At 59.8% G+C, this 17952-nt stretch carries 14 protein-coding genes; 4 read left to right on the top strand and 10 right to left on the bottom strand.

What is annotated here, in order from left to right; translation table 11 throughout:
• The first annotated feature begins 105 nt into the window (after positions 1–105).
• Positions 106–627 (top strand): GNAT family N-acetyltransferase, encoded by a 522-nt coding sequence (locus ACRER8_RS03875; protein ID WP_431745032.1) that lies wholly within the window; start codon positions 106–108, stop codon positions 625–627.
• Positions 628–789: 162 nt separating this feature from the next.
• Here the strand turns inward: ACRER8_RS03875 and ACRER8_RS03870 are convergent, their stop codons facing one another.
• Positions 790–3012 carry an OsmC domain/YcaO domain-containing protein gene (locus ACRER8_RS03870; RefSeq protein ID WP_431745031.1) on the bottom strand — a complete coding sequence of 741 codons (2223 nt, stop codon included), beginning with the start codon at positions 3010–3012 and terminating at the stop codon, positions 790–792.
• Between the two features lie 263 nt (positions 3013–3275).
• Between ACRER8_RS03870 and ACRER8_RS03865 the strand changes: the two genes are divergently transcribed.
• Complete coding sequence (locus ACRER8_RS03865) at positions 3276–5324, top strand: TonB-dependent siderophore receptor (RefSeq protein WP_431745107.1); 2049 nt, start codon at positions 3276–3278, stop codon at positions 5322–5324.
• A gap of 142 nt (positions 5325–5466) precedes the next feature.
• Here the strand turns inward: ACRER8_RS03865 and yghU are convergent, their stop codons facing one another.
• The 5 genes from yghU to ACRER8_RS03840 form a co-directional block, all read right to left on the bottom strand.
• Positions 5467–6306: a glutathione-dependent disulfide-bond oxidoreductase gene (gene yghU / locus ACRER8_RS03860; RefSeq protein ID WP_431745030.1), complete on the bottom strand. Its 840-nt coding sequence runs from the start codon at positions 6304–6306 to the stop codon at positions 5467–5469.
• Between the two features lie 171 nt (positions 6307–6477).
• Positions 6478–8697 (bottom strand): putative bifunctional diguanylate cyclase/phosphodiesterase, encoded by a 2220-nt coding sequence (locus tag ACRER8_RS03855; RefSeq protein WP_431745029.1) that lies wholly within the window; start codon positions 8695–8697, stop codon positions 6478–6480.
• A gap of 121 nt (positions 8698–8818) precedes the next feature.
• The gene (locus tag ACRER8_RS03850) at positions 8819–9229 is read right to left on the bottom strand and encodes an ester cyclase (protein WP_431745028.1); all 411 of its coding nucleotides are present in this window, start codon (positions 9227–9229) and stop codon (positions 8819–8821) included.
• A 249-nt stretch (positions 9230–9478) separates the two neighbouring features.
• Positions 9479–10186 (bottom strand): ATPase, encoded by a 708-nt coding sequence (locus ACRER8_RS03845; RefSeq protein ID WP_431745027.1) that lies wholly within the window; start codon positions 10184–10186, stop codon positions 9479–9481.
• Between the two features lie 173 nt (positions 10187–10359).
• Positions 10360–11694: a PLP-dependent aminotransferase family protein gene (locus ACRER8_RS03840; protein WP_431745026.1), complete on the bottom strand. Its 1335-nt coding sequence runs from the start codon at positions 11692–11694 to the stop codon at positions 10360–10362.
• 131 nt (positions 11695–11825) lie between these two features.
• On the opposite strand from ACRER8_RS03840, the gene ACRER8_RS03835 reads away from it, so the two are divergent.
• Positions 11826–12722, top strand: coding sequence for a DMT family transporter (locus tag ACRER8_RS03835; protein ID WP_431745025.1), 897 nt, complete (start codon positions 11826–11828; stop codon positions 12720–12722).
• Positions 12723–12747: 25 nt separating this feature from the next.
• On the opposite strand, the gene ACRER8_RS03830 is transcribed toward ACRER8_RS03835, so the two are convergent.
• Positions 12748–13629, bottom strand: a complete 882-nt coding sequence (locus ACRER8_RS03830; RefSeq protein WP_431745024.1) for a DMT family transporter — start codon at positions 13627–13629, stop codon at positions 12748–12750.
• Positions 13630–13815: 186 nt separating this feature from the next.
• Positions 13816–15153 carry a PQQ-dependent sugar dehydrogenase gene (locus ACRER8_RS03825; protein WP_431745023.1) on the bottom strand — a complete coding sequence of 446 codons (1338 nt, stop codon included), beginning with the start codon at positions 15151–15153 and terminating at the stop codon, positions 13816–13818.
• A 329-nt stretch (positions 15154–15482) separates the two neighbouring features.
• Between ACRER8_RS03825 and ACRER8_RS03820 the strand changes: the two genes are divergently transcribed.
• Complete coding sequence (locus ACRER8_RS03820) at positions 15483–16079, top strand: cupin (RefSeq protein ID WP_431745022.1); 597 nt, start codon at positions 15483–15485, stop codon at positions 16077–16079.
• A 34-nt stretch (positions 16080–16113) separates the two neighbouring features.
• Here ACRER8_RS03820 and ACRER8_RS03815 read toward each other — a convergent pair whose 3' ends face one another.
• Both ACRER8_RS03815 and ACRER8_RS03810 read right to left on the bottom strand, forming a co-directional pair.
• Complete coding sequence (locus ACRER8_RS03815) at positions 16114–17127, bottom strand: GlxA family transcriptional regulator (protein ID WP_431745021.1); 1014 nt, start codon at positions 17125–17127, stop codon at positions 16114–16116.
• 64 nt (positions 17128–17191) lie between these two features.
• Positions 17192–17695 carry a VOC family protein gene (locus tag ACRER8_RS03810; RefSeq protein ID WP_431745020.1) on the bottom strand — a complete coding sequence of 168 codons (504 nt, stop codon included), beginning with the start codon at positions 17693–17695 and terminating at the stop codon, positions 17192–17194.
• Positions 17696–17952: the final 257 nt, after the last annotated feature.

Here is a 17952-nt window from a genome sequence, read left to right as displayed (position 1 = left end):
ACCGACTCCAAACAACATGCAGAAGCGAATGAGCGCTGCAGCGCATAGATTGCTCTGCAGGCCTGCAAACGGCATCATCGGCGGTCCATCACAAGGACCGTGCTCATGCCTACGCCGATGCATCATCCCGAACAACGCTTGCGCATTCGCGAACTGACAGACGCTGACGCCGAGACTTTGCTGGCCTTCGAAATCGAAAATCGAGAGTGGTTCGAATCCCACATCGAGGCCCGGGAACCCGGATTCTATTCCCCGCAAGGTGTCAGCGATCATATCCAGGACTATCTCTCGCGTTTCTCGACAGGCACATGGCATCCATTCGTCATCGAAGATGCCAACGCAAGGATCGTGGGTAGAGCCAACCTGAAGCACATCCACACACCGCCGAACGCGGCAGAAGTCGGCTACCGAATCGCGCGAGATGCTGGAGGACAGGGATTGGCGACACGGGCGCTCGAGCATCTTATCGAGCAGGCGCGTGAGCGCTGGGGGCTGACGCAGTTGATCGCCTATGTGTACCAAGAGAATGTCGGATCGGCAAAAGTGCTCGACCGCTGTGGGTTCACCCTGGCCGCCGAGAACGAAAACCCGACCGGCAGCGCACGTCGATTCGTTCGCTCGCTCTGAACTGGGCGCTTTCCGGGTTCGAGATAGCGTCGAATCGCGCCGAAATCCCTGTAGCAGTCCGGCTTGCCGGCGGTAGCGGTTTCAAGGACGCCACCGCCCGCAATCTCGGCTGCTACAGGTTCAGTGTCTGCCGAACGCTTGAGAGAGCAGCGCAATCAGCGGTTAACGCGCCAAGCCTGCTGCATTGGCCCGCGCGGTATGCAGCTTCTTGTAACTTTCGATCAGGCGCAGGTGTCGGTCCAGCCCTTCCAGCTTCATGCTGGTCGGCGTCAGGCCATGGAAGCGCACGCTACCGTCCACCGAGCCAATCGCGGCGTCCATGCGCTCGTTGCCAAACATTCGGCGGAAATTGACTTCGTAGTCCGCCAGCTCCAGATCTTCGTCCAGCTGCATTTCCAGCACTGCATTCACCGCCTGGTAGAACAGGCCGCGCTCGACGGTGTTGTCGTTGTATTGCAGGAAGGCTTCCACCAGGTCCTTGGCTTTTTCGAACTTCTGCAAGGCAAGGTAGATCAGCAGCTTCAATTCCAGAATCGTCAGCTGACCCCAGGCGGTGTTGTCATCGAACTCGATGCCGATCAACGTGGTGATGTCGGTATAGTCATCCAGCTCGCTGTCTTCCAGACGCTGGGCCAGTGTCCTCAGGCCGACTTTGCTGAGGTTGTGCAGATTCAGGATATCGGCGCGGAACAGCAGCGCCTTGTTGGTGTTATCCCAGATCAGATCCTCGATCGGATAAATCTCCGAATAGTCCGGGACCAGAATGCGGCAAGCAGTCGCGCCGAGGTCTTCGTAGACCGCCATGTACGCTTCCTTGCCCATGTCTTCGAGAATGCCGAACAGCGTCGCGGCTTCTTCGGCGTTGGCCCCTTCTTTTCCACTGAAGTCGCCTGCGCTTGAGAAGTCCCATTCGACGAACTCGTAGTCAGACTTGGCGCTGAAGAAACGCCATGACACCACGCCGCTTGAGTCGATGAAATGCTCGACGAAGTTATTCGGCTCGGTGACCGCGTGCCCCTCGAAAGTCGGCTGCGGCAAGTCGTTCAGGCCTTCGAAACTGCGGCCCTGCAGCAGTTCGGTAAGGCTGCGCTCAAGCGCCACTTCAAAGCTTGGGTGCGCGCCGAACGAGGCGAAGACGCCGCCGGTGCGCGGGTTCATCAGGGTGACGCACATCACCGGGAATTCGCCGCCCAGCGACGCATCCTTCACCAACACCGGAAAGCCCTGCTCTTCCAGCCCCTGAATCCCGGCGAGAATGCCGGGGTACTTGGCGATCACTTCATGCGGCACATCAGGCAGGGCCATTTCGCCCTCGAGAATTTCGCGCTTGACCGCGCGCTCGAAAATCTCCGACAGGCACTGCACCTGTGCTTCGGCCAGGGTGTTACCGGCGCTCATGCCGTTGCTCAGGTACAGGTTTTCTATCAGGTTGGACGGGAAGTACACGGTCTCGCCGTCCGACTGACGCACGAACGGCAGGGAGACGATGCCCCGCTGCGTGTTGCCCGAATTGGTGTCGTACAGATGCGAGCCGCGCAGTTCGCCGTCGCGGTTGTAAATCTTCAGGCAGTACTCGTCGAGAATCTCGCTGGGCAGCGCGTCGTTGGCGCCGGGCTGGAACCAGCGTTCGTTGGGGTAATGCACGAACTCGGCGGTGGTGATGTCTTCGCCCCAGAACTGATCGTTGTAAAAGAAGTTGCAGTTCAAGCGCTCGATGAATTCGCCCAGGGCCGAGGCCAGCGCGCTCTCTTTGGTCGCACCCTTGCCGTTGGTGAAGCACATCGGCGAATGGGCGTCGCGGATATGCAGCGACCACACGTTTGGCACGATATTGCGCCACGACGCGATTTCGATCTTCATGCCCAGCCGCGCCAGAATCCCCGACATATTGGCGATGGTCTGCTCCAGCGGCAGATCCTTGCCGGCGATATAAGTGCTCGCACCCTCGTTACCGGAAGCAGGCATCAGCAGCGCCTGAGCGTCGGCGTCCAGATTCTCGACCTCTTCGATCACGAACTCTGGCCCGGCCTGCACCACCTTCTTCACCGTGCAGCGATCGATGGAGCGCAGGATGCCCAAGCGGTCCTTTTCGGAGATATCGGCAGGCAACTCGACCTGGATCTTGAAGATCTGGTTGTAGCGATTTTCCGGGTCGACGATGTTGTTTTGCGAGAGGCGAATGTTCTCGGTGGGGATGTTGCGGGTCTGGCAGTACAGCTTCACGAAGTAGGCCGCACACAGGGCCGACGAAGCCAGGAAGTAATCGAACGGCCCCGGCGCCGAGCCATCGCCTTTGTAACGGATAGGTTGATCGGCGATCACCGTGAAGTCGTCGAACCTGGCTTCAAGTCGAAGATTGTCGAGAAAGTTGACCTTGATTTCCATGGGATTACCGAAAGCGAAAAACGAATTGGCGGCCATTATCCGGTTTTTCGGGCGGAAGTCTTGTGCGGTCGACTGGGGGGCATGCCACAGACGCCTAAGCAGCTGTTATGAAGTGTGAAAAAATTGTCAAATACTCGTTACCATTTGTGTATATTTCTCATTTACATTCTGATTAACAATTACCTTTCTGCTACCGACCAGGAAAACGAACATTGAAAGCCCGCCTCCCTGCCAGCCTCTTTCTTGCCGGCGCCTGCAGCGCCATGCCTCTCGCCCACGCGGCTGATGAAATCACCCTGCCCTCCACTCAGATCCAGAGCAACGGAGTACAAGGCGATGAACTAAGCCAGGGTTACCAGGGCAAAACCGCTACCAGCACCACCCGGCTGGGGCTGTCGGACAAGGAAACGCCGCAGGCGGTCACCACCGTGACCCGCGACCAGATCGACGACTTCAGGATGAACAGCATCAAGCAGGCCCTGCGTGCCGCGCCGTCGGTCACGGTCGAGCAGATCGAGACCGATCGCACCCAGTTCACTTCGCGCGGTTTTGACATCACCACCTTCGAATACGACGGCATGGGCATGCCCTTTACTGGCGACTTGCTGGTGGGCGACCAGGATCTGGCTGAATACGAGCAGGTCGACGTCCTGCACGGTGCCAACGGCCTGATGAGTGGCACTGGCAACCCCTCGGCGACGGTCAACTTCGTGCGCAAGCGTCCGACCAGGGAGTTCCAGGCGAAGATCGGCACCAGCGTCGGTTCCTGGGACAACCGCCGGGTCGACGTCGACGTCGCGGGTCCGCTCACCGACAGCGGCAACGTGCGCGGGCGATTCATCTATGCCCATGACAAGGGCAATTCCTACCTGGACCGCTACAGCCACGAAATCAACGTGGCCGCGGGGCTGCTGGACTTCGACCTCTCCGACGCCGATACCCTGACCGTTGGATTCTCCCAGCACGACAGCGATTCCAATGGCAGCAGTTGGGGCAACCTGCCGCTGGCGGATTCGGATGGCAACCCTATCCATTACAGTGGCCGCAGCGCCAACATTGGCCAGCCGTGGACTTACTGGAACGTGCATACCCAGCGCACCTTTGCCGAGCTCAAGCATGACTTCGGCAATGGCTGGAACAGCAAGCTGTCGCTGACCGGCATTCGCCAGTACCAGGACACGGACATGTTCTATCTCGCCAGCGTGACCGGCGACGACGCTTCGGCATTTGCCACCCACATCACCAGCAAGACTGACCAGATGATCGGCGAGGCACAGTTGTCCGGCCCCTTCACCCTGTTTGGCCGCGATCATGAACTGACCGTGGGTGCCAACTATGGGCGCACGCATTTAAAGGCGAACGAGCACGACATTGACGCCAACGGTTACTACGACGTCAGCTTCTCCGGTGCATTGGCCGGCTCCATCGTGCGTCCGTCACTGGATTACACCTTCGACACCAATAACCAGAATTTCAGCGACACGCAGAAAAGCCTGTACGCCGGGGCCCGTTTCAGCCTGATGGACGACCTGCACTGGATCGTCGGTGCGCGGATGCTCAGTGCCGATGGCAAGGGTTTGGATTACGGCGTCGATCACCACACCCGCGAGCACGGCAAGGTCACTCCTTACACCGGCCTGGTGTACGACCTCAACGACCAGTGGAGCGTGTACGGCAGCTGGACTCAGATCTACAGCCCGCAATACAAAGTGGGCCTGGACGGCAGAATGTTGGACCCGCTGGAGGGCACCAGCGAGGAAATCGGTCTCAAGGGCAGCCTGGACAACGGCCTCAATCTGACCGCCGCCGTGTTCAAGACCAAGCAGGAAAACGTCTCCGAGTACGTCGGCATGGTCGGCAGCCAAAGCGTCTACAACGCTCTAGACTACAAGAGCCACGGCATAGAACTGCAGGCCTCCGGTGAGGCCATGCCCGGTCTCGACGTGTTGGCGGGCTACACCTATGTGCGCATCGATGATGACAACGGCGATCGGGCCCGCAAATATGTGCCGACCCACAGCTTCCGCGGCATGGCAACGTATCGCCTGCCGGGCATGCCGAAGGCCAAGGTGGGTGCGCGTGTGACCTGGCAGGGGCCGGTTGAAAACGACGCCGACAGCGCCATTCGGCAAAACGCTTATGCGCTGGTGGATTTGATGACCAGCTACGACATCGACCAGCACTGGAGCACATCGCTCAACCTGAACAACGTCACTGATCGCAAATACCTGATGTCGCTGTACAACAGCGCGACCACTGCCAACTACGGCGCGCCACGCAACCTGACTGCGTCGCTGACCTGGACGTACTGAAACCGCTGGCAGCCCGACTTGTCGACAAAGGCGACCCTGCGGGCTGTTGAATCTGTAGCAGTCCGCTTGCCGATGGTGGCGACTTCAATGCCTTCACCGCCGGCAAGCTGGACTGCCAGGGGTCATGGCTGGCTCGCACGCGTCAGTCCAGATCCGCCGCCGAATGCCGTTCCGGCACCTGTTCACTCTCTTCGCCCCATGTCCGGTTGACCCGCAACCCACGCACGACCGCAGGACGGTTGGCAATGTCCTCGGCCCAGCGTTGCACGTGCTCGTATTCGTGAGCGGCGAGGAATTCGGCAGCCGAATACACCGTGCCGCGCACCAGTTGGCCGTACCACGACCACACGGCGATGTCGGCGATGCTGTACTCCTTGCCCCCCAAATAAGGGCTTTCGGCCAGGCGAAGATCCAGCACGTCCAGCTGACGCTTGGCTTCCATGGTGAAGCGGTTGATGGCGTATTCGATCTTTTCCGGCGCGTAAACATAGAAATGCCCGAAGCCGCCGCCCAGATACGGCGCCGCGCCCATCTGCCAGAACAGCCAGTTCAGGGTTTCGGTGCGACCCGCAGGATCGGTCGGCAGCAAGGCGCCGAATTTTTCCGCCAGATACAGCAGGATCGAGCCGGACTCGAACACGCGAACAGGCGGCTCGACACTGCGATCGAGCAACGCGGGAATCTTGGAGTTAGGGTTGACCTCGACAAAACCGCTGGAGAACTGATCGCCCTCCCCAATGCGAATCAGCCAGGCATCGTATTCGGCGTCGGTCTTGCCCAGCGCCAGCAACTCTTCGAGCATGATCGTGACTTTTACGCCGTTGGGCGTCGCCAGCGAATAAAGCTGCAGCGGGTGCTTGCCGACCGGCAGGACTTTGTCATGGGTCGAGCCTGCGATGGGGCGATTGATTTTGGAAAACTGGCCGCCGGAGCCAGCTTCGTCTTTCCAGACCTTGGGAGGAACGTACGCTGCTTTAGTCATGAAACAACCTCTGGAGTGAGTCACTGACGGTGATCCATGGATGGCCGCAAGATCAGGCTGCGGACCATGACCGGACCGGGCGTGATGGAGAGCGGTTAAGGGTATGCGGTTACCGTGGGGCGCCTCAAGAACATTTCAATCGGCCGACGCGTATCGGATACCCGGGCACCGTCACTCAGTCGAACGTGATGAAGCCTTGGCAAACAGCAGACCCAACTGGTCCGCGGGAACCGCTTTGCTGAAGTGAAACCCCTGGACTTCATCGCAGGGATGGCGCTGCAGGCACTCCAGTTGCTCCCGGGTTTCCACGCCCTCGGCGGTAACGGTCATGCCCAGTGAACGCCCCAGATCGATCATTGCGCCGACGATGGCTTGATCGTTGCCGCGCTCGGTCATATGGGAAATGAAACTGCGATCGATCTTGATGCCATCCAGCGGGTACTTGCGAAGATACGCCAAGGACGAGAAACCGGTGCCGAAATCATCCAGGCTCAGCCGCACACCCAATGCCCTCAAGGCGGTGAGTGTCGCGAAGGCAGCGTGCGCATGGTCGAGCAGGACGCGCTCGGTGATTTCCAGTTCCAGGCGGCTTGCCGCAAGGCCGCTATCGTGCAGGGCCGCGGCCACCACGGCGACGATGTCTTCGTTTTCGGCTAGCTGGCCGGGAGACAGATTGACCGACAAACCGATGTCGTCCGGCCAGGTCACGGCTTCCCGGCAAGCGGTATCCAGCACCCACCGACCCAGTGGCTGGATGAGCCCGGTGTCTTCGGCCAGGGTGATGAAGGTGTCCGGCGGCAGCAGCCCGCGCTCCGGATGCTGCCAGCGCACCAGCGCCTCGAAACTGCGCAGCGAGCCGTCGACGGTGGCATAGCGCGGTTGATAGTGCAGGCGCAACTGATCGCTGAGCAAAGCTTCACGCAGCTCCTGCTCCAGTTGCCGACGGGCCAGCAATTGGGTCTTCATGCTGTCGGCATAGAAACACCAGGTATTACGCCCGGCCGCCTTGGCCTGATACAGCGCGATGTCGCCCATGCGCAGCAGGTCGGCAGCCGTCTGCGCATGGGTCGGCGCCCGGGCGATACCGATGCTGGTGCCGATGAAGACGGTCTGGCCATCCACTTCGAACGGTCGACACAGGTCTTCCACCACCAGCGCGCACAATCGGACGAGGTCGCCCTCCTCGATCTTTCCTGTCAACACCACAATGAATTCATCGCCGCCCAGACGCGCGACCATTCCGCCCGACTGTGCATGGGCGCGCAGGCGACGGGCGACTTCCTGCAGCACGCGGTCCCCGATGGCATGGCCCAAGGCATCGTTGATCGGTTTGAAACGGTCCAAATCCAGACTCAGCAAAGTCAATGGCGATGTCACCGGCTGATCCAGATGCTCGGCGAGAAACTGATACAAGCGCAAACGGTTCGGCAGTCCAGTCAACGAGTCATGCAGCGAGAGCTGGCGAAAACGCTGCTCGCTGCCGCTCAATTCCAGTTGGCTGCTATGCAGCGCCTCGAACTGAGCATCGATCTGCCGGGCTGATGTCCAGGCGTAGCGCATCAGGATGGCCAGCACCACAGCCAGCGCCAGGACCCCTGAGATGAACAGCGGCAACGTCTCCCGCAACAGATCCATGCCCGGTTTTGGCGGCATCCAGGCCAGCTGAATGTCAGAGCCGAGCAGCGGCATCTGATCGTAGCCAGGCCTCGGCTCCTGAGAGATCGAGATCGTCGGCAAGCCGTAGGTGTCACTCAAATGCGCGAGTTTGCTGGGGTCAAGAATGGTGACGAACATCATCACCGATAGTGGGCCGGGAATCGGTTCGATCAGCGGGTCCGACGCCGGGCTAATGGTCGCGGCGGCCACCAGCGCGGGCACGCCAGCCACTTTGAACGCGCGCACCAACCCGTCGTTTTCCTGAGTAGACAGTCGTGCGTCGGCGATCAATGCGTCCAGATCACCTTCGAGCCAGTCGCTGGCCTGCGTCATCGACGCTTTGCCATCGATCACCGCGTAACTCGTCCGATCCTGCGCATCGACGACCAGCACGCCGTTATAGCCATAGAGTTCGTAAGGCACCGCGCCGACGTTGCGTTGATCGTCCGCCCAGGCCTTGTCGACGGTCATGTGCAGGTGTCGGTAGGCTTCGCCCCATTTGGCGTAGTTGATGATGTTGCGCGCTATCTCGTTGCGCACTTGATCCAGGGTGCGCGAGATGAACGTGCGCGAACGTTGCTGCACGTCGCGGTCCTGATTCAGGGCGTTCTGTACCAACAGCTCTCCGCTCAAACCGATCAATAACGCCAATGCGCAAAGAGCCGGGACCAGGCGCAGGATCAGCTGGCGGCTGCGACGGGTAGCGGCCCAGCTGGCAAGTGACGGTTTGAACATGCAGACACCTGAATGCATCAACGATAGCGGCAGCGACTCGCCTGGAACGGCGGGCAGCAAAACCCTGACGCGCCGACCGATGATTGCGAATGGCTATCCTAACCGTCCGTTTATACAGGGGCTAGCGGTCATTCTGTGAAGCATGGGTCACCTGCGCCTCGACGGCTGCCTTGTCGATCACCGAATGCACGTTGCGTATGCGCCCGTCGCTGAACTCATAGAAGACGTTCTCGGTGAAACTGACCCGTTGGCCATTGACCGGCAGTCCGAACAGTTGCCCCGTGGGAGTGCAGTCGAAACACAGTCGGGCGGCAACATGCGGCGGATCGGCCAACAGCAGATCGATGACGAACTGCAGATCGGGAATCGCGCGAAAATCGTTCTCCAGCATTTCCCGGTAGCCGGACAGCCCGACGCGCTGGCCGTTGTAATACACGTCCTGATCGACGAATCGACCGAGCGCGGGCCAGTCCTGACGGTTCAGACAGTCAATGTAAGCGCGATAAAGGTTAAGGATTTCCGGTTCAGACATGGGCAGGCACCTGTTTGCCGCTGCGGCTTGCAGCCTTTGGGGTTTTGGTGCGTGGCGAGGAGGATAGTTCAAGCAGCGCGGCTTGCCGGCGGTAGGGTGCGTAATTGGCAGGCTCCTGCCAAAGGCGTAGGCGCCCAGCTTGCTGACGATCTGCAGGGCACCGGCAGTAAATGCTGAGAAAACGGTACATCTCAATCCTGGTGTTCCTACCGCTTGCGGCCAGAATCAAAAGCGCTCAATGCGACCCCATCAATTCCCCGCAACCTGCGCCACTTCACCCGAGGTGACCAATGCCTTAAGCGAAGCATCGAATTGCTTCAGCGCGTTGATCTGCAACTGACGCTGTTGATCGATCTGCGCGGCGATTTCAGGAGCGGCTTTATCGTGCACCCAGACCGAGGTCAGTTCTTTCGCACCCAGGCCTTCGGCCTTGCCGATGTATTGCAGGTTCGAGTCGTAGAACTTGGCGATGAAGCGTGCCTCGACCTTGCTGTTGCGCTGAGTGACGAGCTGGTTGTAAGTATCGAGCATTACTACCACGTCGGGGCGCGCCTGCATCAATGCATCCAGATTGTCGTATACGGTCACCGAAGCGAATTCCTTGGAAATCGAAGCCTTGAGCCATTCGATCGCCAGTTTCGGATCGGAACTGTTGACGAACGCATCGCGAATCCTGGAATCCAGCGCGCCATTCTTCACGCCCTTCAACGCTACCGAGTGGTATTGCTCGAGATATTGCAGGGTGTTGACCGTGTTTTCGCTATAAAGCACGCCCACAGACTGCGAATGTCTGAGGGCAACGCCGCTGTCCGCGACTGGCATCAAGTGGCAAGACTGCTCCTCGGCAGCCGACGGTGTGGAGGCAGTAACGGCCGAAGTAGCGGCAAAGCCAGGAGCAGAAAAGGCAATACCACCGGACAATGCAGCGACAAGAGTCAGCAGGGTTGAAATTCTCATCGCGGATGTCCTTCTAAAGCCAATTCGGTGTGGCTCTATCCTGCTCCTTTAATGAAAAAAAAGAACTCGTATTCCGTGATGTTAGCTATCGATTTCACGAATGGTATGCAGCGGTTGAAGTTCTTTGTGTTTCGTGAATAACACAACTTTTTAATATGCATATCGAGACTAACTCAGAAGACAAAGTTGCCGATGACTTGCTGAACTTTGTTCAACGCCTGGTGTAATGCCTTTATTTCAAGCGACCCCAGCGCAAGGCGAATCGCGTGAGGCACAGGGCTGCAAATCGCAAAGGCGTCAGCGGTTGAAACAGCGACGTTCATCGACAGCAGCGCTGTAGCGATCTGATCCGCCCGCGCGTCTTCCGGCAGCGGTAACCACAGAAAATACGAGGCCGGATGACCGACGACAGTCAATCCAGCCAGCACCGTCCTCGCCAATTTCTGCCGTCTCATCGCGTCCTGACGTTTCTCAGCTTCAAGGCGTGCCACGGTGCCGTCATCAAGCCAACCGCAGACCAGCGCCGTCATGACGCCGGGCGTGTTCCAGGTGGTAGCCCTGATCGTTCGCTCGATAGAAGGCACCCAGTGCACGGGCGCGACCACGTAACCGACGCGCAGGCCGGTGGCGACGTTCTTCGAGAAACCGGACACATAGACCGTCAGCTCCGGTGCCAGCGTTCGCAGTGGCACAGGTGGCGTGTCGGCGAGAAAGGCGTAGGCCGCATCTTCGATGAGCAGCAACCCGTAATCTCGCGCAATGCGTACCAATCGCTCACGCCATGGCAGGTCCATGACCCAGCCCATGGGGTTGTGCAGGGTCGGCATTGCATAGACGGCCTTGATGCGCCGCTTGCGGCACAGTTTTTCCAGAGCGTCGAGGTCAGGACCGGTTTCGCTCAGCACAATAGGCACCAGCTCCAGCCTGTGAGCATCGGCAATGACCTTGAATCCAGAGTATGTGAGCGCATCGACCGCGATCACATCCCCCGGCTTGAGCAGTGCCATGACCGTTGCGGCCAGCCCATGCTGAGCGCCACTGACGATCAGCACTTGGTCAGCCTCTGCTTCAAGTCCGCGATCTGCCAGATGACGAGCGATACAAGCCCGCTCATGTCCTCGCCCGGCATGGGGCTGATAACGCAACAGCGCTTCCAGATCCCCTGAAAGCGCCAGCTGCCGCAGGCCGTTTCGCAGCAACTCGGCCTGACCGGGCAATGCCGGATAGTTGAAGTTAAGGTCCAGCACACCCGCTGCCGCAGCCTGTTGATCGACGCCATGACTGAGCGGCAAAGCGATTTCCCGCACGAACGTGCCCCGGCCCGTCTCTCCGCTAATCAACCCCATCGCCTGAAGCTCGGCATAGACCCTGGAGGCGGTTACCAGTGCCAGCCCCTGCTCTTCGGCCAACTTTCGATGTGTGGGCAAGCGAGTGCCAGGGGGCAATACGCCCGAGGCGATGTCGCTTGCGAAGGCATCGACGATGGTCTTGTAACGCGCGCGCGGCATTGGCGGTGTATCCATGACAATTTTTTGATTGTGCTGATTATGCGCCCTAGGATTTGCGGACTGCAACCGACCGGGTTCTGCGCCAGACAGACCGGACTCTGCCCAACCACGCTTCAAGCGAGCCTGCCGTCATGGAACACGCATCGAACCTGCAACCCCGCAGCAAAGACCAGATATCCAGTGGCTGGATCAACGGCCTGATTGGCGTGGTGATCTTCAGCGGTTCACTGCCCGCGACGCGCATCGCTGTTCAGGAATTTGCCCCTGTATTCCTGACCGTCGCCCGTGCTTCGATTGCCGGTGCCGTTGCGTTGTGCATGCTGGTGCTGCTCAAGCAAACGCGCCCGGCACGGCATCAACTGTTGCCGTTGTGCATCGTCGCGCTGGGGGTGGTCGTCGGGTTTCCGATGCTTACAGCGTTGGCATTGCAGTATGTGACGTCCGCGCACTCCATTGTGTTCGTTGGCCTGTTGCCGCTGGCGACCGCTGCATTCGCGGTCATGCGTGGCGGCGAACGGCCAAGGCCGGTGTTCTGGCTGTTCTCGATGTTGGGCAGCTCGCTGGTGGTCGGTTTTGCCGTATCCCAGGGCCTTACTGCCTCGCCGGTGGGCGATCTGCTGATGCTGTTGGCGATTCTGGTGTGCGGCCTGGGTTATGCCGAAGGCGCCACGCTGTCCAGGACTCTGGGCGGTTGGCAAGTGATCTGCTGGGCGCTGGTGCTGTCGCTGCCGGTCATGTTGACGCTGAGCTGGCTGAGCGCGCCGTCTTCGATCGCGCACATCAGCGTGCCGGCGTGGATCAGCCTCGGCTACGTCTCGTTGTTCAGTATGCTGATCGGCTTCGTCTTCTGGTATCGCGGCTTGGTTCAGGGCGGGATTGCGGCGGTGGGTCAGCTGCAACTGCTGCAGCCATTTTGCGGCCTGGCGCTGGCGGCGACCCTGCTGCACGAGCAGGTCAGCTTCGGCATGATCGCAGTGACGGTTGCAGTCATTCTCTGCGTCGCGGGAGCGCGCAAGTTCTCCCGCTGATCGAGACCCAAGGCTGCGCCTCGGTTCAGTTGGTCGCCACGGCCGAGGTACGCTTTGCATAAACCAGCAGTCCGCTCAGACAGATCAACACCATGCCCAATGCTGAAGACAGTGCCGGATAGCTGTCGAAAAACACCACGCCGTAACCGGTGGCGAAGACGATCTGCAGATAGCCCAACGGCGCGAGCACCGACGACGAGGCGTAGCGATACGACTTCGCGATCAGAAAATGCGCCGACAGCCCCAGGCTGCCAAGCACCAGCAGCAGAAGCCACTGCGAAGGATTTGGCGCAGCCCAGAAGAACGGAACCGCGAGGCTCAGCAACGCGGTGCTGAAAACTCCCACATAAAAACTGCACACTGACGGGCTGTCCGACTGGCCAGCGAGCTGCGTGAGCATCTGATAGACCGCAAAGCAGAAGGCACACGCCAGCGGAAACAGCATCCAAAGCGAAAATCCATCACCGCCCGGGTTGATCACCACCAGTACGCCGATAAAACCGACGATCACCGACAGCCACTGCAAACGGTCTGCCTTGATGCCGAACAACAAGGGCGAAAGGATCGTAACGAAGGCCGGCGCCAGAAACACCAGCGCGGTGGATTCCGCCAGCGGCACGTGGGTCAGGCCGAACAGAAAGGTCAGGCTGTCGCCCAGCAGGAATACTGCCCTGAGCAAGTGCAGCCAGGGACGTCTGCTATGGAAAGCGTCTTTGCGTTTTTCCCGCAAGATGACACTCGTCACAAGCACGGTGTGGATCAAATAACGCGCCCACGCCACGAATATCACTGGAAGCGCGAAAATCAGGGTTTTGGAGATCGCATCGTGGCTGGCAAAAATAAACGTCACACCAACCATCAACCACATGCCGATAACGTGGCTGTGGGAACGGGAAGAAGCATTCATTGGGCCGCCTGGGATTAGTGCGTGGAGCTTGACTATGAAAAGCAACCGGCGGAGTACACCACAGGACGGCTGGGCAGCCAACATGCAGATCGCGCCTGCCCACACCCCTTGTAGCAGCCCAGCTTGCCGGTGGTAGCGATTTGAACGGCGCCACCGCCGGCAAGCCGTGCTGCTACACGTTATCGGCTATTTGCTGCGGCTGACCCGCCAGACCTTGTTGCCCACATCATCAGCTACCAGCAATGAACCCTGCTGATCGAGGATCACGCCAACCGGACGCCCTTGCGCCTCACCATCGGCATTCAGGAACCCGGTGAGGAAATCGATCGGCATGCCAGACGGTTGACCGTTATGGAAGGCGATGAACACCACTTTGTAGCCAGCCTGCGGTTTGCGGTTCCATGAACCGTGCTCACCGACGAACACGCCGTCGGCGAAGCTCTCCGGCATACCGCGAGCGTCGGAATAGGTCAGGCCCAAGGGCGCGACGTGGGTGCCCAGCGCATAGTCTGGGGCAATGGCCTTGGCCACCATGTCGGGGCGCGGCGGCTGCACACGGGTGTCGACGTGGTTGCCGTAATAGCTCCACGGCCAGCCATAGAAGGCGCCATCTTTCACCGAGGTCAGGTAATCGGGCACCAGATCGCTGCCGATTTCGTCACGTTCGTTGACCACGGTCCACAGTTCGGTGCTGCCCGGTTTCCAGATCAGGCCATTGGGATTGCGCAGGCCGCTGGCGAACAGACGTTTCTGGCCGGTCTTGGCGTCGACTTCCCAGATCGCCGCGCGCCCCTCTTCCGCCTCAATGCCGTTTTCACCGACGTTGCTGTTGGAGCCCACTGTCACATAGAGCTTGCTGCCATCGCTGTTGGCGACGATGTTCTTGGTCCAGTGATGGTTGATGCCCGCCGGCAGGTCGGTGACCTTCACCGGGGTTGCGGTGATTTCGGTCTGGCCTTCGCTGTACGGCACTTTGACCACTGCGTCGGCGTTGGCAATAAACAGCTCGTTACCGACCAGCGCCATGCCGTAGGGCGAGGTCAGGCCGCTGATGAACACCTTGTGCACTTCCGCCTTGCCATCACCGTCGGCGTCACGCAGCAGGGTGATGCGATTGGCGCTCGGCGCTTCGGCCCCGGCGCGGCCCATGACGATGCCCGCGGCGGTGCGCTTGGCCCATGCCATTAGGCCAGTTCCGCCATCTGTCGAGCCTTCAGGCTTGGGCGGCGTGTTGCTTTCGGCGACCAGCACGTCGCCGTTCGGCAGCTTGTACAGCCAGCGCGGATGCTGGAGGTCATCGGCCAGCGCCTGCACTTTGAAACCGTCGGGCGCCTTGGGCGTGTCGCTGCCACTCCAGCCCACTGCCTTGGAAACTTTGAGCGTCGGAATCAGTGAACTGGTCGGTTCAGGCAACTGCGGCGAGGGACCAACGCCCGCCTGAAACGGCAGCTTCGAAGTATCGCCACAGGCACTGAGCAACGTGGCAGCGGTCATCAGCAGTGCAAATCGTTGCGTTGCAATCATTATTGGAACCTCGCGACGGCCATCCATGGGCCTTTTCTGGATTTTCAAAGTCTTGCGAAGTATCGCCATGTCTTCCGGCGCCAAACAGAGCATGGGGCACAAATGACATTTGATCTTCCGGCACGAATCAACCGACCCCGCCGAGGACTCAGGGGTTCCCTTGCAGAATGGCTGTGTCTGCGAACGCAGGCCTCTGGCAGTGGCTTCCCGACCGTGGCCCCCTCCAGCCGATGCCCTCGGCAAACCGCCCTGCTACAGGGGCAGGTGCGCATGTTTTCATGGAACGCGGATGCGTCCGAGCGGGTCAGCTGCTACGGAGGAAAATATTCATGACGACCTTCGATCGACGCAATTTCATCAAAGGGGCACTGGTCCTCGGCGCAGGTTCTTTGGCGCTTCCGACCGGTTTTGCCTGGGCGAAAACCATGCAAGCACCGAAAACACTTTTGCTGCAACGCAACGACTGGGTGCCGAATAACCCCCGCCTGCCCGTACTGCATTACACGGACGTGATCACCGACGGCGATGTGGCATCGGCAATGGAAGCGCTGTTCACACGCAACGGCTGGAAACCCGCTTGGCGTGACGGGGTATTCGACTATCACCACTACCACTCCACAGCCCATGAGGTGCTCGGCTTCGCGGCGGGCAGCGCGCGGTTGATGCTAGGCGGGCCGAATGGCCAGGAGGTGACGGTCAACAAGGGCGATGTGGTGTTGCTGCCCACAGGCACCGGTCATTGCCGGCTTTGGGCCAGCGACGACTTTCTGGTGGTCGGCGGCTACCCGCCAGGGCAAAACTGGGACATCTGCCGCGAAGCGCCGACTCCGGAAATGATCGAGCGCATGGCGAAGTTGCCATTTCCTGAAACCGATCCGGTCACGGGAAGAGAACCGCCGCTGGGCAAATACTGGGCTGTCTCTTGAGCGTCGAAGCGTCCAGCCGTACTGCGCCCACCGTTCACTTCACTAGGCGTTTTTCCTTTGAAGGTCGGTAGCCGAAGTACGAGCTGTAGCACTTGCTGAAATGACTCGGCGAGACGAAGCCGCACGCCACCAGCACTTCAACCTGGGACAGTTCGGTGTGCTGCAGCAGGCGCCTGGCTTCGGTGATGCGCAGCTCAAGGTAATAGCGCTGCGGCGTGGTCCCCAGTTGCTCCTTGAACAGACGCTCGATCTGCCGCCGAGAGCGCCCGGCGTACACCGCCAGTTGCTCCATTTCCAGCGGCTCTTCCAGGTTGGCGTCCATCAGTTTGACGACCTCCCTGAGCGGCGCGCTCATCGAGATGTGGCGACTGGGTTTGATGCGTCGGTAGCGCGACTCTTCGAACGACAGGATATCTTCGATGCCCTCCACCAACGCCTTGTCGTGCAGCGCCGTGATCCACTCCAACGCCATGTGGAAAGCCCCGGACGGGCTGGAAGCGGTGAGCCGGTTGCGGTCCACCACAAACGGTTCGCTGGTGACATGGGTCACCCTGGAAATCTCGGCCAGCGCTGGACGATGCTCGGGATGAATCGCACAACGGTAGCCTTCGAGCAAACCGGCGGCACCGAGAAACCAGGCGCCGTTCCACAGCCCGGCCAGGGTGAGCCCCTGCTCTGAAGCGCTGATCAGCAGATTGATCAGCGCATCGTCGACCTTGAGTTCCGTACGGTAGCCGCCGCAGATCACCAGCAGGTCGAGGTCCTTGAGCGCCGCTGATTCAAGCGACGCATCGGGGCGAATGACCAGCCCCAGATCGCTGATGACTTCGCCTTCCTGCAACCCGAACGTGCGTGACGAAAACAGTTTCGGGCGCAACAGGTTGGCGGTGACGATGGTATCCAGCACCTGTGTGAAGGCAGGCAGGGAGAAATGTTCAAGCAGCAGAAATCCAGCCCGAGTCGTCGCGCCTGGCGTTTTTCTATCGTCGTCCAGGTAACGAAGGTTCTTGCCCTTCATGCCGCCACTGAACTCTCGTCTTTCGCTCAACGTTGCCTCGTTAGCTGAATTCGCTCCGGCAGAGAGTAACGATCAAATGCTCGCGCCGGTAGTGTCACCGACGGTCATTCGGGTCAGTTGGGCCTTTGACTGCGGCTTCGATAAGTGCGATGTCGATTTTCGTCATGTGCATCATGGCTTCGAAGGCGCGTTTGGCGACGGTTCTGTCTGCATTGGTGAAGGCTTCGGTCAGCACACGAGGGGTGATCTGCCATGACAATCCCCACTTATCCTTGCACCAGCCGCAGGCGCTGGGCGCACCGCCGTTATCGATGATCGCGTTCCACAGACGGTCGGTCTCGGCTTGGTCCTCCGTCGCCACCTGAAATGAAAAGGCTTCGCTGTGCTTGAAAATGGGCCCGCCGTTGAGCCCGATACACGGAATGCCCATGACCGTGAACTCAACCGTCAGCACATCCCCTTCCTTGCCCGACGGATAATCACTCGGCGCTTGGTGGACGGCTGTTACGGCACTGTCCGGGAACGTCGCGGCATAGAATTTAGCGGCGTCCAGAGCAGTGCCTTCGTACCAGAGACAGAGTGTGTTCTTGCTGACCATGTCGGTTCTCCAGGGGTGCGGGGATGCAAAGGTCAGTCTAGTCGTGAGGGTCCGACGCAGTGGAGTTAATGGCACGATCGGCGCACCCCCTGCCTGCGCCGCTTCACTTGGTGTTAAATACAGCACCCGCAATACTCCTACAGCCTGGCAAGTACAGCCTGCTCCGGCCTCCCCCGAAAGCGCGCAGCGAAACGGAAAGCACAATGAACAGCCCATTCGAGACATCTCATACCCTTCATTCACGACCACTGGCGGTG

This window comes from Pseudomonas sp., from assembly GCF_050739935.1.
Lineage (GTDB): Bacteria > Pseudomonadota > Gammaproteobacteria > Pseudomonadales > Pseudomonadaceae > Aquipseudomonas.
Note: the sequence above shows the minus strand (reverse complement) of the source record. Positions and strands in the feature narration are given on the sequence as shown.

Coding starts and splice junctions, on each gene's coding strand:
- ACRER8_RS03835 (WP_431745025.1), top strand. CDS start 11,826: ATGGAACACGCATCGAACCTGCAACCCCGCAGCAAAGACCAGATATCC.
- ACRER8_RS03865 (WP_431745107.1), top strand. CDS start 3,276: ATGCCTCTCGCCCACGCGGCTGATGAAATCACCCTGCCCTCCACTCAG.
- ACRER8_RS03810 (WP_431745020.1), bottom strand. CDS start 17,695: ATGGTCAGCAAGAACACACTCTGTCTCTGGTACGAAGGCACTGCTCTG.
- ACRER8_RS03845 (WP_431745027.1), bottom strand. CDS start 10,186: ATGAGAATTTCAACCCTGCTGACTCTTGTCGCTGCATTGTCCGGTGGT.
- ACRER8_RS03840 (WP_431745026.1), bottom strand. CDS start 11,694: ATGCCGCGCGCGCGTTACAAGACCATCGTCGATGCCTTCGCAAGCGAC.
- ACRER8_RS03875 (WP_431745032.1), top strand. CDS start 106: ATGCCTACGCCGATGCATCATCCCGAACAACGCTTGCGCATTCGCGAA.
- yghU (WP_431745030.1), bottom strand. CDS start 6,306: ATGACTAAAGCAGCGTACGTTCCTCCCAAGGTCTGGAAAGACGAAGCT.
- ACRER8_RS03855 (WP_431745029.1), bottom strand. CDS start 8,697: ATGTTCAAACCGTCACTTGCCAGCTGGGCCGCTACCCGTCGCAGCCGC.
- ACRER8_RS03825 (WP_431745023.1), bottom strand. CDS start 15,153: ATGATTGCAACGCAACGATTTGCACTGCTGATGACCGCTGCCACGTTG.
- ACRER8_RS03870 (WP_431745031.1), bottom strand. CDS start 3,012: ATGGAAATCAAGGTCAACTTTCTCGACAATCTTCGACTTGAAGCCAGG.
- ACRER8_RS03830 (WP_431745024.1), bottom strand. CDS start 13,629: ATGAATGCTTCTTCCCGTTCCCACAGCCACGTTATCGGCATGTGGTTG.
- ACRER8_RS03820 (WP_431745022.1), top strand. CDS start 15,483: ATGACGACCTTCGATCGACGCAATTTCATCAAAGGGGCACTGGTCCTC.
- ACRER8_RS03850 (WP_431745028.1), bottom strand. CDS start 9,229: ATGTCTGAACCGGAAATCCTTAACCTTTATCGCGCTTACATTGACTGT.